6 protein-coding genes are annotated in these 17029 nt (G+C 71.8%); all 6 read right to left on the reverse strand.

Features of this window, described 5'->3' with window-relative positions; genetic code table 11:
• Positions 1–712 (reverse strand): dimethylarginine dimethylaminohydrolase family protein (locus N4P33_RS21285; RefSeq protein WP_260828241.1); only part of this gene is annotated, 712 nt, incomplete at its 3' end.
• Between the two features lie 156 nt (positions 713–868).
• Complete coding sequence (locus N4P33_RS21290) at positions 869–1084, reverse strand: MbtH family protein (RefSeq protein ID WP_184828667.1); 216 nt, start codon at positions 1082–1084, stop codon at positions 869–871.
• 39 nt (positions 1085–1123) lie between these two features.
• Positions 1124–2440, reverse strand: coding sequence for a lysine N(6)-hydroxylase/L-ornithine N(5)-oxygenase family protein (locus N4P33_RS21295; protein WP_260828242.1), 1317 nt, complete (start codon positions 2438–2440; stop codon positions 1124–1126).
• Positions 2441–2495: 55 nt separating this feature from the next.
• Positions 2496–3173, reverse strand: a complete 678-nt coding sequence (locus N4P33_RS21300; RefSeq protein ID WP_260828243.1) for an FMN-binding negative transcriptional regulator — start codon at positions 3171–3173, stop codon at positions 2496–2498.
• Between the two features lie 85 nt (positions 3174–3258).
• Positions 3259–16512 carry a non-ribosomal peptide synthetase gene (locus N4P33_RS21305; protein ID WP_260828244.1) on the reverse strand — a complete coding sequence of 4418 codons (13254 nt, stop codon included), beginning with the start codon at positions 16510–16512 and terminating at the stop codon, positions 3259–3261.
• 16 nt (positions 16513–16528) lie between these two features.
• On the reverse strand, positions 16529–17029 hold a 501-nt coding region (locus N4P33_RS21310; protein ID WP_260828245.1), incomplete at its 5' end, for a phosphopantetheine-binding protein.

Below are 17029 nucleotides of genomic sequence, written 5' to 3' on the forward strand. Positions count from 1 at the left end.
GGGCCGGCTCGGGCAGCACCACGTTCAGGCCGTCGCAGACCGCGTTCAGGCCGAGCGCCTCCGCGTCGTCCCGGCCGGCGGTCAGCGCGTGGGGGAAGAGCCGGGCGAGCACCGCGCGGGCGGCGGGGGCGAAGGCCTCCGGGTGGTACATGATCTCGTCGCCGCCGAGCACGCACAGCGCGGTGTCCAGGCGGGGGAAGCGGGGGCCGGCCAGTTCCAGGGAGATCACCGGCCGGCCGAAGAACTCCTGGGCCTCGCGGTGTCCTTCGGGGACGGGGCCCGGGGCGTGGCCGGCCAGGATCCAGTCGGAGGTGACCGCGAAGTCGCCCTCGCCCTCGCCGGGGTGGTCCGCCTCGCGGACGGCGGGGAAGCAGTTGGCGCGGAACCAGGTCAGGTGGGAGGGCGCCCCGGCGGCCCGGGCGGGGTCGCGGAAGCGGGTCCCGAGCACCTTGCCGTCGATCACGGTGGCACCGTGCGCGGCGAGGACCATCCACGGCGCCTCGGGCACCGGGGCGACCACGTCCACCCGGTGGCCGAGCTCCAGGTAGAGGTAGTACAGGTCCTCCCACTGGAGCAGCGCCAGTTCGGGATCGACCGGCTTGGCCGGGCCGGTCCCGGGACGGGGAGCGGGGCCGCTGCCGAGGTGGTCGGGGCGGCACATCAGGTAGTGACGGCGGGTGGCCCTGCGGTCGTGCACCGGTACGGACGTCATGACGGCTCCGGGAGGGGTGGGCTGATGGCGGGGCGGTACGGGGGAACGGTGACGTTCGGTGATGTCAGGTGACGTTCCCCGGGGTGCGGATCGTGCGTTCGGGGTGGCTCCCCCGGTACGGACGGTCCGTGCGGACCGTCCGTACACGGGGAGGGTTCACTTCGCGCCGGCGGTCTCCCGCAGGCTCTTGGGCCGCATGTCGGTCCAGTGCTGCTCGACGTACTCCAGGCACTCCTTACGGCCTTCCTCGCCGTACGCGACCCGCCAGCCGGCGGGCACGTCGGTGAAGGTGGGCCAGAGCGAGTACTGCTCCTCCTCGTTCACCAGGACGTAGAACCGGCCGTCGGTGTCGTCGAACGGGTTGGTGTTCATGGGCGATCTCCATCTCTCCAGAAATCTCGCGGCGTGGGTTCACGCCGCGTCGTACTGCCGGGAGCTCCTCCTTTCCGCGATCGAGTCGGCGATCTCCCCGCTCCTGACCGCGATGTTGGACAGAAGGGAGGAGGCCAGGCCGTGGGTGTGCTCGGTCCCTCCCTGCAGGTAGACGCCGCAGCTCACCTCGGTGCCGGTGAGGAGCCGGTAGTCGCGCTGTACGCGCAGCCGGCCCTGCTCGTCACGGAGGCAGTGGGGCTCCAGGTCGCCAAGGAGCCCTGAGGGCTCCATGGAGTCGTAGCCGGTCGCGAAGACCAGGACGTCGACGTCGAGCTGGTGGGTCGAGTCGTCGCGCACCGAGTGCATCGTGATCCGGACGTCGTCGGCGGTCTGCTTCACGCTGTCCACGCGGGACAGGTTGCGGAAGTCCAGCCGGGGGGTGCCGCGCACCTCGTCGTCGTAGGCGCGCTGGTGCAGGTCGCGGATCACCTCGTCGTCCACCACGCCGTAGTTGGTGTTGCGGTGGTAGTGCCAGAAGGCGTCCTTGGCGCGTGCCGTGCCGCCGTAGTAGTCGTCGACCGCGTCGGCGTCGAAGATGCGGTTGGCGAAGGGGGTGTCGTCGGCGATCGAGTAGCCGTAGGACGGCATGACGGCCGAGACCTGGGCTCCGGGCAGCTCGTCGTAGAAGAAGCGGACGATCTCGGCGGCGCTCTGGCCCGCGCCCACCACGGCGACGCGTTTGACCCGGGTGGGATCCAGGGCGCGGAACCTGCCGAGGAACTCCGAACTGTGCCAGACGCGTTCACCGCGTTCGATGCCCGTGGGCATCCTCGGCACCAGCCCGGTGGACACCACCAGGTTGCGGGCCTTGACCAGCCGGGTGCGGGCACCGAGCCGCTGGTCGCGCACCTCGACCTCCACGTGCCCGGCCGGGGAGCGGCCCGGCCCGGAGGGGAGTTTCACCGAGAGCACCTCGGAGCTGTAGGACACCCGGTCGGAGAAGTGCGACTCGGCCCATTCGAGGTAGTCGTGGAATTCCTGGCGGGTCGGGAAGAAGTCCTGGTTGTTGACGAACTGGGCGAGGCGGCCGGCCGCGTGCAGGTAGGAGACGAAGCTGAAGCGGGAGGCCGGGTTGCGGAAGGTGGCCAGGTCCTTGAGGAAGGAGATCTGCATCTTCGCCGACGGCAGCAGCATGTTGCGGTGCCAGCCGAGTTCCGGCTGCTTCTCGAAGAAGGCCGCTTTCAGCGGGCTGCCGTTCCTGGCGCTCTCGTGCTCCTCGAGCGCCACGGCCAGCGACAGGTTGGACGGGCCGAATCCGACGCCCACCACATCGTAGATCTCAGAGCTGGTTCCCATGCGTTCTCTCCTGTCGGTGACGTCCGGTGGTTTAGAGGGGGCTTGCTGCTGCTGATCAGGCGGCGTGCGGGCAGCCGCGGGGCGGCAGGCGGTCCATGAGGGCCGCGGTCTCGCGGTGCCGGGTCGAGGGGGAGGCGGCGAAGGAGTCGCGCACCCGGGCGCTGACGTGCGGGTCCTGTTCCTGGCTGAGCTTGAACATCCCCTCGGCTCCGGTGACTTCGATGCGGAAGCCGCCCACGGCCGGCAGGATCTTGTGGAAGTAGTCGAGTGAGTCGGTCATGTCCCAGTCGTCGCCGAACCGTTCCTCGAAGGCGCTGACGGTGGCGCTGACCACCGCCAGGGTGGCGTCGCCGGGCTCCTCCGGTTCCAGCTTGTGCAGCCGTCCGTGGACGTGGACGGCGGTGAAGTCCCAGGTGGGCGCGGCGGGTGTGATGCCGTAGACGGTGGGTGAGACATACGCGTGCGGGCCGGTGAAGACCAGCAGCACCGGGTCGCCGTCGGCGAGGGCCTTCCAGTGCGGGTTGGCCCGGTTCATGTGGCCGAGCAGCAGCCCGCCGGCCAGGTCCTCGGACCACTCGCCCGGCATGTCCGGGTCGGGGATGACGGGCAGGTGCGTGGCGTACGGCTCCGCTCCGGCGGGCCCGCTGGAGGTCATCAGCGCGAGCGGGTTGCCGGTGAGCAGGTCGGTCATCCAGGACCCGTCGGGCCGTCGGTAGGGGGCGGGTACGAACATGCGGGGTACACATCCTCGGGTGAAGGGCTGGCGGGTGACTGGCGGGTGACCCGTCGGGGAGCGTGCCGCGCTCCCCGACGGGTGGTCAGGCGGGCCGGTGCCGTGCGCCGAGCGCGCGGGTGATCTCCCCGGCGACGGCGGCCGCGTGCCGCGGCGCGCAGATCTCGTGGTGCGTGCTGGGGATGTCGTGGACGGTCACCGTGCCGGTGACGTACGGCGTCCACTGGTCGGTGTAGGGCGCCTCGGGGTTGTGGGTGGCGTTGAAGAAGAGCACGTCCCCGCGGAACACCGGCGTCCGGAACCGCTTGAGCATCTCGACGTTGTTGACCACGAGCCGGGAGGCGGTGGCCAGCAGCCGCTCCTCGCCGTCGCCGGCGAGTTCGCCCGCGTGGTCCCTGAGCAGGGCGCGGACCTGGCCGAGTTCGAGCTCGGGGTCGTCGGCGAAGTGCCCGCCGGGGGCGGTGTCGAGCAGCGCGAGCAGGGCGACCTCGTGCCCCTGCTCGGTGAGCGCGGCGGCGACCGCGTGGGCGACCGCGCCGCCGAAGGACCAGCCGACCAGGTGGTAGGGGCCTTCGGGCTGGTGCGACCGTATCTCGCGCACATAGTCGGCCACCAGGGTTTCCAGCCGGTCCGGCAGTTCCCCGGTGCCGTCCAGGCCACGCGCCTGCAGCCCGTAGGAGGGGCGGTCGGCGGGCAGGTGGGCGCTGTAGTTGAGATACGGCCAGGCGAGCCCGCCGGCCAGGTGCATCCACCACAGCGGCTCCTTGTCGCCGCCGGTGCGCAGCGGCAGCACCCGGGCGAACGGGTCGTCCCCGCCCTCCCGTGCGGCGTCCTCGGCCGCCCGGAGCGCCTGCTCGACGTGCCCGGCGAGTTCGGCGACGGTGGGCGCCTGGAACAGGGCCCGCATCGGCAGCGGTGCCCGGAAGCGGTCGCGGATACGGCTGCCCAGGCGGGCGGCGAGCAGGGAGTGCCCGCCGAGGGCGAAGAAGTCGTCGTCGATGCCGACCTTCTCCAGGCCGAGGACGTCGGCGTAGAGCCGGGCGAGGATCTCCTCCGTCTCCGTGCGCGGTGCCCGGTACTCCTGTCCGGCGAACTCGGGGACGGGCAGCGCGGCCCGGTCGAGTTTGCCGTTGGGGGTGAGCGGGAGGCGGTCCAGGACCATGAAGGCGGCCGGGACCATGAAGGCGGGCAGCTTCTCGGTGGCGAACTCCGTCAGCCGCGCCGCGTCGAGTGCCGCGTCCTGTTCACCGACCACATAGGCGACCAACTGCTTGCCCGCGCCCCGCCGTTCCAGGGCGACGACGGCGGCCTGGGCGACGCCGGGGTGGGCGGTGAGCGCGGCCTCCACCTCCCCCGGTTCGATGCGGAAGCCGCGGATCTTGACCTGGGAGTCACCGCGGCCGACGTACTCCAGCTGTCCGTCGGTGTTCCAGCGGGCCAGGTCGCCGGTGCGGTACATGCGCTCGCCCGCCGCGCCGAAGGGTCCGGCGACGAACCGTTCGGCGGTGAGGTCGGCCCGGCCCTGGTAGCCGCGGCCGACGTCGCCGGCGATGTACAGCTCGCCCACCACACCGACCGGCACCGGCGACAGGCCGGGGCCCAGGACGTAGGCGCGGACATGGCCGAGCGGGGAGCCGATGGGGGCGCTGCCCGAGCCGTCCCAGGCGCCGCCGGCCGCGGTGTCGGGGACGGTGAAGGTGGTGGCGTAGAACGACTCGCTCTGTCCGTAGGCGTTGACCATCCTGACGCCGGGGAAGGTCTCGCGGATCTGGCGGACCAGCCCCGCGGGCAGCGCCTCACCGGCGAAGACCAGGGTGTCGGGGCGGGTGGTGGCCGCGATCTGGTCGAGGATCTCGGCGAACACCGAGGGCACGGTGGAGATGACGTCGCCGTCCCAGCCGTCCCGTTCGGCGAGGGCGAGGACGTCGCGGACGACCTCGACGGTGCCGCCGGTGCACAGCGTGGTGAAGATCTCGAACGCGGAGACGTCGAAGTTCACCGAGGTGCCGGCGAGCATCCGGCGGCCGGGGGCGGCGCCGATCCGGGTGGCCAGCCGCAGCACGCCGTTCACGACGTTGCTGTGGGTGATGGCCACGCCCTTCGGCTTCCCGGTGGAGCCCGAGGTGTACATGACGTACGCCAGGTGGCCGGGCCGCAGCGCGGGCGTCCCCGGCGTGTCCGGCGGGGTCTCGCCGAGGGTGTCCAGGTACAGGTGCGGCACCTCGGCGGGCGGCAGCACGGACCGGGTACCGGTGTCGGTGAGGATCAGTGCCGGTGCCGCCTCGTCGAGGATGTGCGCCAGGCGGTGGCTGGGGTACTTCGGGTCGACCGGCAGATAGGCGCCGCCCGCCTTCAGCACCGCCAGGAGCCCGGCGACCAGGTCCGCCGACCGGGGCAGGGCGACCGCGACCACGGTCTCCGGCCCGACGCCGCGGGCGGCCAGCTCGCGGGCGAGCCGGTCGGCGCGGGCGTCCAGTTCCCGGTACGTGAGCCTGGTGTCGTCGCACACGACGGCCTCGGCGTCGGGGGTGGCGAGGACCTGCTGGGCGAACAGTTCGGGCAGGGTCACCTCCGGGACCGGGGTGTCGGCGTGGTTGAACTGGTGCAGCAGCCGGTCGCGTTCGGCGGCCTGGAGGACCTCCACCTGGCCGATGGGCCGGCCGGGGTCCTCGGCCAGCTGCCGCAGGACGCGCTGCAGGCTGTCGGCGAGCGACTCGACGGTGGCCCGGTCGAAGGCGCTCTCCTTGTACTGCAGGGCGAGCCTGAGGTGCGGGTCGGCGTCGGCCATCAGGGTCAGCGGGTAGTGGGTGCCGGAGAACGGCCGGATGCCGCTGAAGGAGATCCCGCCCGCGGTGTTGGCCTCGCTGAGCCCTTCCTGGTCCACCGGGTAGGACTCGAAGACGACCAGGGTGTCGAACAGGGTGCTCATGCCGGTCGCGCGGTGGATCTCGGCCAGCGAGTGGTGATGGTGGTCGAGCAGCGCGGCCTGGTCGCCCTGCAGCCGCTTCAGCATCCCGGCCAGGCTGTCGCCGGGGCTGTAGCGGGCCCGCACCGGCAGGGTGTTGATGAACAGGCCGACCATGGAGTCGACGTCGGTGACGGCCGGCGGCCGTCCGGAGACGGTGGCACCGAACACCACGTCGGTGCGGCCGGTGAGTTCGCCGAGCAGCACCGCCCAGGCGCCCTGGAGCAACGTGTTGACGGTGATGCCGAGTTCGGCGGCGCGCCGGTTGAGCAGGCGGGCCTCGTCGGCGGGGAGCACCACGTCGACCTGCCCGGCGGCGGAGGTGTCGCCGTCGTCGCCGGCGTGGGTGCGGGCGTCGCCCCGTACCACCAGGGTGGGCTCGTCGATGCCGTCGAGCGCGTTCGCCCAGGCCCGGGCCGTCTCGCCCTCGTCCTGCTGGGAGAGCCAGACGAGGAAGTCGCGGTAGCCGCGGGTGCGCGGCAGGACCGAGACGTCGCCGGCCGAGCCGTACAGGCGCAGCAGGTCGGTCATGACGATCGGGAACGACCATCCGTCGAACAGGACGTGATGCGCCGTCAGCACCAGTTCGTGGCGCTCGGGGCCCAGCTTGAGCAGCGCGAACCGCAGCAGCGGCGGGACGAGCGGATCGAAGTGGCGCAGGTGGTCCTCGGCGAGGAAGGACTCGAAGGCCGCCTCCCGCTCGTCCTCCGGCAGCCGGCTGAGGTCCTGGAACTGCCAGGGGACGCTGATGCCGTCCACGACGAGCTGCACCTGCTCGCCCGCCGAGTCGTGCACGAACGCGGTGCGCAGATTGGCATAGCGGTCGAGCAGCGCCTGGGCGGCGGCCCGCATCCTGGCCGGGTCGACCTCGCCGGTGACGTGGAAGGCGATCTGCATCTGGTAGGCGTCGACCGCGTCGTCGACGTGCAGCTGGGACTGGAAGAGCAGTCCGGACTGCAGGGCGGTGAGCGGCCAGACGTCGGCGAGGCCGGGGTACTGCCGCTCCCAGCGTTCGATGTCGCCCTGGGTGACCTCGACCAGCGGCAGGTCGGAGGGGGTCAGGCCGCCGGCGCCGGGGGTCTCGACGTGCCGGGCGAGCGCGGTGAGCGCCTCGAACCACAGGCCGATGAGCTCCTCGGCCTCGGCACGGGTCAGGACCCCTTCGGGGAAGGCGACGACCGCGTCGAGCCGGGGGCCCTGGTCGGTGTCGACGACCGCGGAGTTGATCTCCAGGGTGGACATGGCGGGCATGTCGGCGTCCAGGTCGGCCGCCAGGTCCAGGCCGCTGATCTGGGTGAAGCCGAGTCCCTGCAGATGCTCGGGCATGTCGGCGGCGGAGAACCGGCCCAGGTAGTTGAAGCCGATCTGCCCCGAGGACGGATACGCCGCCAGCTCCGCCTTCGTCTCGGCGTTCAGGAAACGCAGCAGACCGTAACCGAGACCCTTGTCGGGCACGGCCAGCAACTGCTCCTTCACCGCCTTGACCACACCACCGGCGGCCGCACCACCGGCGAACGCCTCGTCGAGATCGAAGCCGGCCGTCTCCAGACGGACCGGGAACATGCTGGTGAACCAGCCCATCGTCGTCGACAGATCGGCGCCCGGGATCACGTCCTGCTCACGGCCGTGTCCCTCCAGCTTGATCAGCGCCGAGGTCTCCTCGACCCCGCGCGCCCGCCGCCACTTGGCGAGCGCGAGCGCCAGCCCGGCGAGCAGGCCGTCGTTCACGCTTCCGTGGAACGCGGCCGGCACGCGCGTCAGCAACGCCTCCGTCACCTCCGCCGGAAGGCGGGCGGTGAACTGCTCCAGGGTGGAGCGCAGGTCGCGTGCCGGGTCCAGCGGGCGGGTGCCCAGCAGCGGGTCGGGGCCGTCCAGGGTGCGGCGCCACAACTCCAGCTCGGCCAGCCGCTCCGGGCTGTGCGCCTCCTCGACCAACGCATGCGTCCAACGACGTACCGACGTACCGGACTTCTCAAGCCGGGGCGTTTTCCCGGCCCTGACCTGTTCCCAGGCCGCGGCCAGATCCGGCAGCAGGATCCGCCAGGACACACCGTCGACGGCGATGTGGTGGAGGACGACGATCAGACGGCCCGGTGCGGTGGCGTCGGCGGGGTCGAACCAGACGAAGCGGGCCATCACCCCGGCGGCCGTGTCCAGCAGACCGGTCGCCGCGTTCAGCTCGTCCAGCGCGCGGGCGCGCCAGGCCTCGTCCCAGGTGCCGTCGCACTCGATCCGGTGGATCAGGCCGGCGACGTCCACCGAGCCCTCCTCGCCCACCACCAGACGGCCGGAGCCGTCCTCGGCGGTGACCAGGCGGGAGCGCAGGATGTCGTGCCGGTCGATCACCGCGTCCAGCGTCGCGGTCAGACCGTCCGCGTCGATGCCGGCCGGGAGGCCGAGCACGAGGGACATGGAGAACCGGTCGTATCCGCCGCCGAGTTCACGCATGTACTCGGCGATCGGCAGCAACGGGAACTCTCCGGTGCCGCCGCCCTCGAACTCCTCCAGGACGACCGCGGTACCGGTGTCGGTGGCGACCCGGGCCAGCTCGGCGACGGTGCGCTGCTCGAAGATCTGCCGGGGGGTGACCTCGACGCCGTGGGCGCGGGCGCGGGTGACGACCTGAATGGAGCGGATGGAGTCGCCGCCGACCGCGAAGAAGTCGTCGTCGACGCCGACCCGGTCCACACCGAGGACGTCGGCGTACACAGCGGCGAGGGTCTTCTCCACCGGGCTCACCGGAGCCCGGTAGACGCCGGCGGTGAACTCCGGCTCCGGCAGCGCCTTCACGTCCAGCTTGCCGTTGGGCATCAGCGGCAGCCGGTCCAGGACCACGAACGCCGAGGGCACCATGAACTCCGGGAGCCGCCGGCCCACGAACGTCCGCAGGTCGCGGGAGGAGACCCCGGCGGTGAGGTCGTAGTCGCTCTCGCCGAAGCCCTCGGCGGCCTGTCCGCCCGCGTCGTGCGCCGCGGCGGCGGGGACGACGTAGCCGACGAGCTGCTTGGCGCCGGACGCCTCGCGGACGACGACGGCGGCCTGGGCGACGCCGGGGTGGGCGGTGATCGCGGCCTCGACCTCTCCGGGCTCGATACGGAAACCGCGAATCTTGACCTGGGTGTCGGCGCGGCCCGCGTACTCCAGCTCCCCGTCGTGGTTCCAGCGCGCGAGGTCACCGGTGCGGTACATGCGCGAGCCGGGCGGCCCGTAGGGGTCTGCGACGAACCGCTCGGCGGTCATGCCGGGGCGGCCCCGGTAGCCGTCGGAGATCTCCCCGGCGACATACAGCTCCCCGACCACGCCGACCGGGGCCGGCTGCAGGGCGGGACCGAGGACGTAGGTGCGCATGTTGCCCAGCGGGGTGCCGATCGGCGCGCTGCCGCCCTCGCCGGCGCCGGCGGTCGTGTGCTCCTCGCCGACGAGGGTGAAGGTGGTGGCGTAGAACGACTCGGTCTGGCCGTAGGCGTTGACGATCCGGGTGCCGGGCAGCACCTCGGCGATCCGGCGGGTCAGCGACGCGGGCAGTGCCTCACCGGCGAAGACCAGCACGTCCGGGCGGGTGGTGGCGGAGATCTGGTCCAGCAGTTCCGCGAAGGCCGACGGGACGGTGGAGATGACGTGCCCGTCCCAGCCACCGCGTCCCGCCAGCTCCAGGACATCGGCGACGATCTCGATCGTCCCGCCGTGGCAGAGGCTGGTGAACACCTCGAACACCGAGACGTCGAAGTTCACCGACGTGCTCGCCAAGGCCTTGCGGCCCGGCCCCGCGTCGATCAGGCCGGCCAGATGCGTGATCCCGTTGACCACACCCCGGTGCGTGATGGCCACGCCCTTCGGCACACCGGACGAACCCGACGTGTACATCACGTAGGCGAGATGGCCGGGCTCCAGAGGGCCGAGCCGGTCGCGTCCGGTCAGGTCCGACGCTCCGTCGCCGACGGCGAGGTCCAGCTGGTCGGTGAGGAGGACGGGGAGGTCGTGCTCGGGAAGCACCGGCGCGGTGTCCGTGTCGGTGAGCACCAGGACCGGCGCGGCCTCATCCAGGATGTGCGCCAGACGATGGCTCGGGTACTTCGGGTCCACCGGCAGATACGCGCCACCCGCCTTCAAAACCGCCAGCAGACCCGTCACCAGATCCGCCGACCGCGGCAGGGCGAGCGCGACCACACTCTCCGGCCCCACCCCACGACCCACCAGCTCACGCGCCAACCGGTTCGCCCGCGCGTTCAGCTCACCGTAGGAGAACTCCCTCCCCTCACACACCACCGCCACCGCGTCCGGATCCCGGACCACCTGCCGCTCGAACAACCCCGGCACCGTCACCGCCGGAACGTCCACCGCCGTGGCGTTGTACTCCTCCAGCAGCACCGCCCGCTCAGCCGGCTCCAGCACCTCCACACGCCCCACCGGCACCGACGGATCGGCGACCAACTGGGCGAGGACGCGCGTCAGACGGCCCGCGAGGACCTCCACGGTGGGCCGGTCCAGGACATGCTGCTGGTACTGGAGGTTCAGCCTGAGGTGCGGGTCGGCGTCCGCCATCACGGTCAGCGGGTAATGGGTGCCGGTGGAGGGGCGGATGCCGGTGAAGGTGATGCCGGCCGCCGTGTTGGCCTCGTTCAGTTCGTCGCGGTCCACCGGGTAGGACTCGAAGACGACCAGGGTGTCGAAGAGGGTCTTCAGACCGGTGGCCCGGTGGATCTCGGTCAGGCCGTGGTGATGATGGTCGAGCAGGGCGGCCTGGCGCCGCTGCAGCTGCCGTAGCACCTCGGCCAGGGCGTCCGACGGCGACCAGGCCACGCGTACCGGCAGGGTGTTGATGAACATGCCGACCATGGAGTCGACGTCGGTGACGGCCGGCGGCCGTCCGGAGACGGTCGCGCCGAACACCACGTCGTGCCGCCCGGTCAGCTGCCCGAGCAGCACCGCCCAGGCGCCCTGCACCAGGGTGTTGACGGTGACGCCCAGCTCGGCGGCGCGCCGGTTCAGGCCGCGCACCTCCTCGGTGCCCAGCGGCAGCTCCACGTGCCCGATGCCCGAGCTGCCCTCCTCGGCGGAGGCGGCGCCGGGGAACAGCAGGGTCGGCTCGTCGACGCCGGCCAGTTCCTCGGCCCAGGCGCGTGCGGTCTCCTCCTGGTCCTGACGGGACAGATGGACGAGGAAGTCCTTGAAACCGCGGACCCTCGGCAGCACCGAGGCGTCGCCCCGCGACCCGTACAGACGCAGCAGATCCGACATGATCACCGGCAGGGACCACCCGTCGAACAGGGCGTGATGGGCGGTCAGCACCAGCTCGGAGCGGGCCGGGGCCAGCCGGACCAGGGTGAACCGCAGCATCGGCGCGGCGGCCGGGTCGAAGCTGCGCGCGTGGTCCTCGGCGAGGAAGGCCTCGAAGGCGGCCTCCCGCTCGTCCTCCGGCAGCCGGCTGAGGTCCTCGAACTGCCAGGGGACGCTGATGCCGTCCACGACGAGCTGCACCTGCTCGCCCGCCGAGTCGTGCACGAACGCGGTGCGCAGATTGGCGTGGCGGTCCAGGAGCGCCTGGGCGGCGGTGTGCATCCGGTCGGGGTCGACCTCGCCCTCGACGCGGAACGCCATCTGCATCTGGTAGGCGTCCCAGGAGCCGTCGTTGAGCATCGACTGGAAGAGCAGGCCGGACTGCAGCGGGGTCAGCGGCCAGACGTCGGCGAGGCCGGGGTACTGCCGCTCCCAGCCTTCGATGTCGCCCTGGGTGACCTCGACCAGCGGCAGGTCGGAGGGGGTCAGTCCGCCCGCGCCGGGGGACTCGACGTGCCGGGCGAGGGCGGTGAGCGCCTCGAACCAGAGGGCGATCAGTTCCTCGACGTCGGCGCGGTCCAGCAGGCCGGGCGCGTATCCGGCCGCGACGTCCAGGCACGGCCCGGTGTCGGTGTCGACGACCGCGGAGTTGATCTCCAGGCTGGACATGGCGGGCATGTCGGCGTCCAGCTCGGCCGCCATCTCGAACAGCTGGGTGAAGCCGAGTCCCTGCAGATGCTCGGGCATGTCGGCGGCGGAGAACCGGCCCAGGTAGTTGAAGCCGATCTGCCCCGAGGACGGATACGCCGCCAGCTCCGCCTTCGTCTCCGCGTTCAGGAAACGCAGCAGACCGTAACCGAGACCCTTGTCGGGCACGGCCAGCAACTGCTCCTTCACCGCCTTGACCACACCACCGGCCGCCGCACCACCGGCGAACGCCTCGTCGAGATCGAAGCCGGCCGTCTCCAGACGGACCGGGAACATGCTCGTGAACCAGCCCATCGTCGTCGACAGATCGGCGCCCGGGATCACGTCCTGCTCACGGCCGTGCCCCTCCAGTTTGATCAGCGCCGAGGTCTCCTCGACCCCGCGCGCCCGCCGCCACTTGGCCAGAGCGAGCGCCAGCCCGGCGAGCAGGCCGTCGTTCACGCTCCCGTGGAACGCGGCCGGGACGCGCGTCAGCAACGCCTCCGTCACCTCTGACGGGAGCTTGACCTCCACCTGTTCCAAGGCGGTCCGGGTGTCCGTCGCCGGGTCCAGCGGGCGGGTGCCGAGCAGCGGGTCGGGGCCGTCCAGGGTGGAGCGCCACAACTCCAGCTCGGCCAGCCGCTCCGGGCTGTGCGCCTCCTCGACCAGGGCGTGCGTCCAACGACGCACCGACGTACCGGACTTCTCAAGACGGGGTGACTTCCCGGCCCTGACCTGTTCCCAGGCCGCGGCCAGATCCGGCAGCAGGATCCGCCAGGACACACCGTCGACCACCAGGTGGTGCAGCACGATCAGCAGCCGTCCGGGGACACCGCTGCCGGCCGGGTCGAACCACACGAAGCGGGCCATCACCCCGGCGGCCGTGTCCAGCAGACCGGTCGCCGCGTTCAGCTCGTCCACGGCCCGACCACGCCAGCCCTCGTCCCAGGTGCCGTCGCACTCCACCCGGTGGATCAGGGCCGCGGCGTCCACCGAACCCTCCTCGCCCACCACCAGACGGCCGGAGCCGTCCTCGGCGGTGACCAGGCGGGAACGCAGGATGTCGTGCCGGTCGATCACCGCGTCCAGCGTCGCGGCCAGGCCGTCCGCGTCGATCCCGGCCGGCAGCTCGGCCATCATCGACATGGAGAACCGGTTGTGCCCGCCGCCGAGTTCACGCATGTACTCGGCGATCGGCAGAAGCGGGAACTCTCCCGTGCCGCCGCCCTCGAACTCCTCCAGGACGACCGCGGTACCGGTGTCGGTGGCGACCCGGGCCAGCTCGGCGACGGTGCGCTGCTCGAAGATCTGCCGGGGCGTGACCTCCACACCCTGAGCACGAGCCCGCGACACCACCTGGATGGAGCGGATGGAGTCGCCGCCGACCGCGAAGAAGTCGTCGTCCACGCCGACCCGGTCCACACCGAGGACATCGGCGTACACCGCGGCGAGGGTCTTCTCCACCGGGCTCACCGGAGCCCGGTACACGCCGGCGGTGAACTCCGGTTCGGGCAGCGCCTTCACGTCCAGCTTGCCGTTGGGCATCAGCGGCAGCCGGTCCAGGACCACGAACGCCGAGGGCACCATGAACTCCGGGAGCCGCCGGCCCACGAACGCCCGCAGATCCGTCGCCTCGATGCCCGACCGGAAGTCGTGGCTGTCGTTGTCGCTGGTGAACGCGGGAACGGCGTAACCGACCAGCTGCTGAGCCCCGTTGACCTCACGGACCACCACGGCGGCCTGGGCGACGCCGGGGTGCGCGGTGAGCGCGGCCTCGACCTCTCCGGGCTCGATACGGAAACCGCGGATCTTGACCTGGGTGTCCGCTCGACCGACGTACTCCAGTTCGCCCTTGCTGTTCCAGCGGGCGAGGTCACCGGTGCGGTACATGCGCGCGCCCGGCGTTCCGAACAGGTCCGGCAAGAACCTTTCGGCGGTCATGCCGGGGCGGCCCCGGTAGCCGCGCGCGATCTCGCCGCCGATGTACAGCTCGCCCGTGACGCCGGGCGCGACCGGCCGCAGCGACGGGGAGAGAACGTAGGCCCGCATATTGCCCAGCGGGCGCCCGATCGGCACACTGCCCGCGCCGTCCCACTCCTCGTCGCCCTCGATGCGGTGCGCGGTGGCGTAGAAGGACTCGGTCTGCCCGTAGGCGTTGACGATCCGCACCCCGGGGAAGGCGGCACGAGCCCGGCGGACCAGCTCGGCCGGCAGCGCCTCGCCGGCGAACACCAGCACCTCGGGACGGCTGGTGGCGGAGATCTGGTCCAACAGCTCCGCGAAGGCCGACGGGACGGTGGAGATGACGTGCCCGTCCCAGCCGCCGCGTCCCGCCAGCTCCAGCACATCCGCGACGACCTCGATCGTGCCGCCGTGGCAGAGACTGGTGAACACCTCGAACACCGAGACGTCGAAGTTCACCGACGTACTCGCCAGGGCCTTGCGGCCCGGCCCCGCGTCGATCAGACCGGCCAGATGCGTGATCCCGTTGACCACACCCCGATGCGTGAGGGCCACGCCCTTCGGCACACCCGACGAACCCGACGTGTACATCACGTAGGCGAGGCTCCCGGGGCCGAAGACGCCCTCCAGGTCCCCTTCCGTCAGGTTCTCCCGGCCCTCCTTGCCCGTCAGGTCCGTCTCGTCGGTGAGGAGTACGGGGAGGTCGTGCTCGGGAAGCACCGGCGCGGTGTCCGTGTCGGTGAGCATCAGGACCGGCGCGGCCTCCTGAAGGATGTGCGCCAGGCGGTGGCTCGGGTACTTCGGGTCCACCGGCAGATACGCGCCACCCGCCTTCAAAACCGCCAGCAGACCCGTCACCAGATCCGCCGACCGCGGCAGGGCGAGCGCGACCACACTCTCCGGCCCCACCCCACGACCCACCAGCTCACGCGCCAGCCGATTCGCCCGCGCGTTCAGCTCACCGTAGGAGAACTCCCTCCCCTCACACACCACCGCCACCGCGTCCGGATCCCGGACCACCTGCCGCTCGAACAGCCCCGGCACCGTCACCGCCGGAACGTCCACCGCCGTGGCGTTGTACTCCTCCAGCAGCAGCGCCCGCTCGGCCGGCTCCAGCACCTCCACCCGCCCCACCGGCACCGACGGATCGGCGAGCAGGTTCCGCAGCACCGTCACATAGCGCTCGCCGATGGACTGCACCGTCGCACGGTCGAACAGGTCCGCGGCGTACTCGATGGTGCCGCGTGCTCCGCCCTCGCTGTCGGGGGCGATGTTGAACTCCAGGTCGAACTTGGCGGTGTCGTTGCCGAGCTGCTCGAAGTCGAGCCGGGCCCGCAGACCCGGCAGGTCGATCTCCGGGCTGGAGATGTTCTGCCAGGCGAAGAAGACCTGGAAGAGCGGGTTGTAGGCGGTGGACCGCTCGGGGCTGAGCCGGTCCACCAGCATGTCGAACGGCGCGTCCTGGTTCTCGTACGCCTGCAGGGCCTTGTCCTTCACCTGCTCCAGGAGCCCGTCGAAGGTGGGAGCGCCGTCCAGCTGGACGCGCAGCACCCAGGTGTTGACGAAGAAGCCGATCAGGCCGGCCAGGTCCTCGTCCACGCGGCCCGCGATCGGCGAGCCGACCGGGATGTCCTCGCCGCCGCCCAGGTGGTGCAGGAGCACCGCGAGCACCGACTGGAGCACCATCGACACGGTCATGCCGCGCTCCTGCGCCAGCCGCTCCACCGCCGCGCGCAGTTCCGGTTCGATACGGAACTCCACGTGGTCGCCGGCGTGTCCGGCCACCGGCGGGCGGGTGCGGTCCAGCGGCAGGTTCAGCGGCTGCTCCAGGCCCGCCAGCTGCTCCTGCCAGTACGCCAGCTGGCTGTTCAGTTCGGAGTCCGGGTCGGTCTCGTCGCCGAGCATCTCCCGCTGCCACAGCGTGTAGTCGCTGTACTGGACCGGCAGTTCCTCCCAGTCGGGGGCGTGGCCCGCCAGGCGGGCGGTGTACGCCTCGGACAGGTCCCTCAGCAGCGGGACCGCAGACTCGCCGTCCGCCGCGATGTGGTGGAAGAGCAGGACGAGCACATGCTCCCGCGGCCCGGACCGCAGCAGGCGGGCCCGGACGGGGATCTCCCCGTACAGGTCGAAGGCGTACGAGATGATCTCCTGGACGGCGGCGTCCACCCGCTCCGGCTCCACCGGCACGACCGGCAGCTCCGGGATCGTGCGGACGGCGCCGGTGCCGCCGGCCTGGCCGGCCGGCAGGATCCGCTGGAACGGGACGCCGTCCTGTTCGGCCAGGACGGTGCGCAGAACCTCGTGGCGGGCCACGACATCACCGAGGGCCGCGGTGAGCGCGGGGACGTCCAGGTCACCGGTCAGGTGCAGCGCGAGCGGCACGTTGTAGGTGGCCGAGGCGCCTTCGAAGCGGTCGAGGAACCACAGCCGGCGCTGAGCGTAGGACAAGGGAATCACGGTGGGTCTACTCCTTGGTCATCTTGCGCAGACGGGGCCGGCTCTTGGTGGCTGCCACGGCCTGGACGTGACCCGAGAGCTCCGCGATCGTCGAGTGCTGGAAAAGGGTCCGGAGCGAGGTCTCGAGCCCGAGGGTCTTGCGCATCCGGCCGATCAGCCGGGTCGCTTTCAGTGAGTTGCCGCCGAGGGCGAAGAAGTCGTCGTCGATGCCGACCCGCTCCACGCCGAGGACCTCGGCGAACAGCGCGCACAGCGCCTCCTCCTGCGGGGTGCGGCCGGGCCGGGGCCCGTCGGCGGCAGGAGTCGTGCCCGGCTCGGGCAGGGCCTGGTGGTCCACCGTCCCCTGCGGGGTGAGCGGCAGGTCCTGAAGGACCGTCACCGTGGCGGGGACCAGGTGCGCGGGGAGCCGGGCGGCCACGAAGTCGCGCAGCGTGTCCCCGGTGGGGGCGGCGCCGGGCAGGGGGACGGCGTACCCGGCGAGTTCCGGCGGGCCGCCGTCCGGGCCGGG

It is taken from the genome of Streptomyces sp. 15-116A (genome assembly GCF_025290915.1).
GTDB lineage: Bacteria > Actinomycetota > Actinomycetes > Streptomycetales > Streptomycetaceae > Streptomyces.

Bases quoted from the DNA above. Each gene is read 5' to 3' on its own strand.
- N4P33_RS21290 (WP_184828667.1), bottom strand. From the start codon at position 1,084: ATGAACACCAACCCGTTCGACGACACCGACGGCCGGTTCTACGTCCTG.
- N4P33_RS21300 (WP_260828243.1), bottom strand. From the start codon at position 3,173: ATGTTCGTACCCGCCCCCTACCGACGGCCCGACGGGTCCTGGATGACC.
- N4P33_RS21295 (WP_260828242.1), bottom strand. From the start codon at position 2,440: ATGGGAACCAGCTCTGAGATCTACGATGTGGTGGGCGTCGGATTCGGC.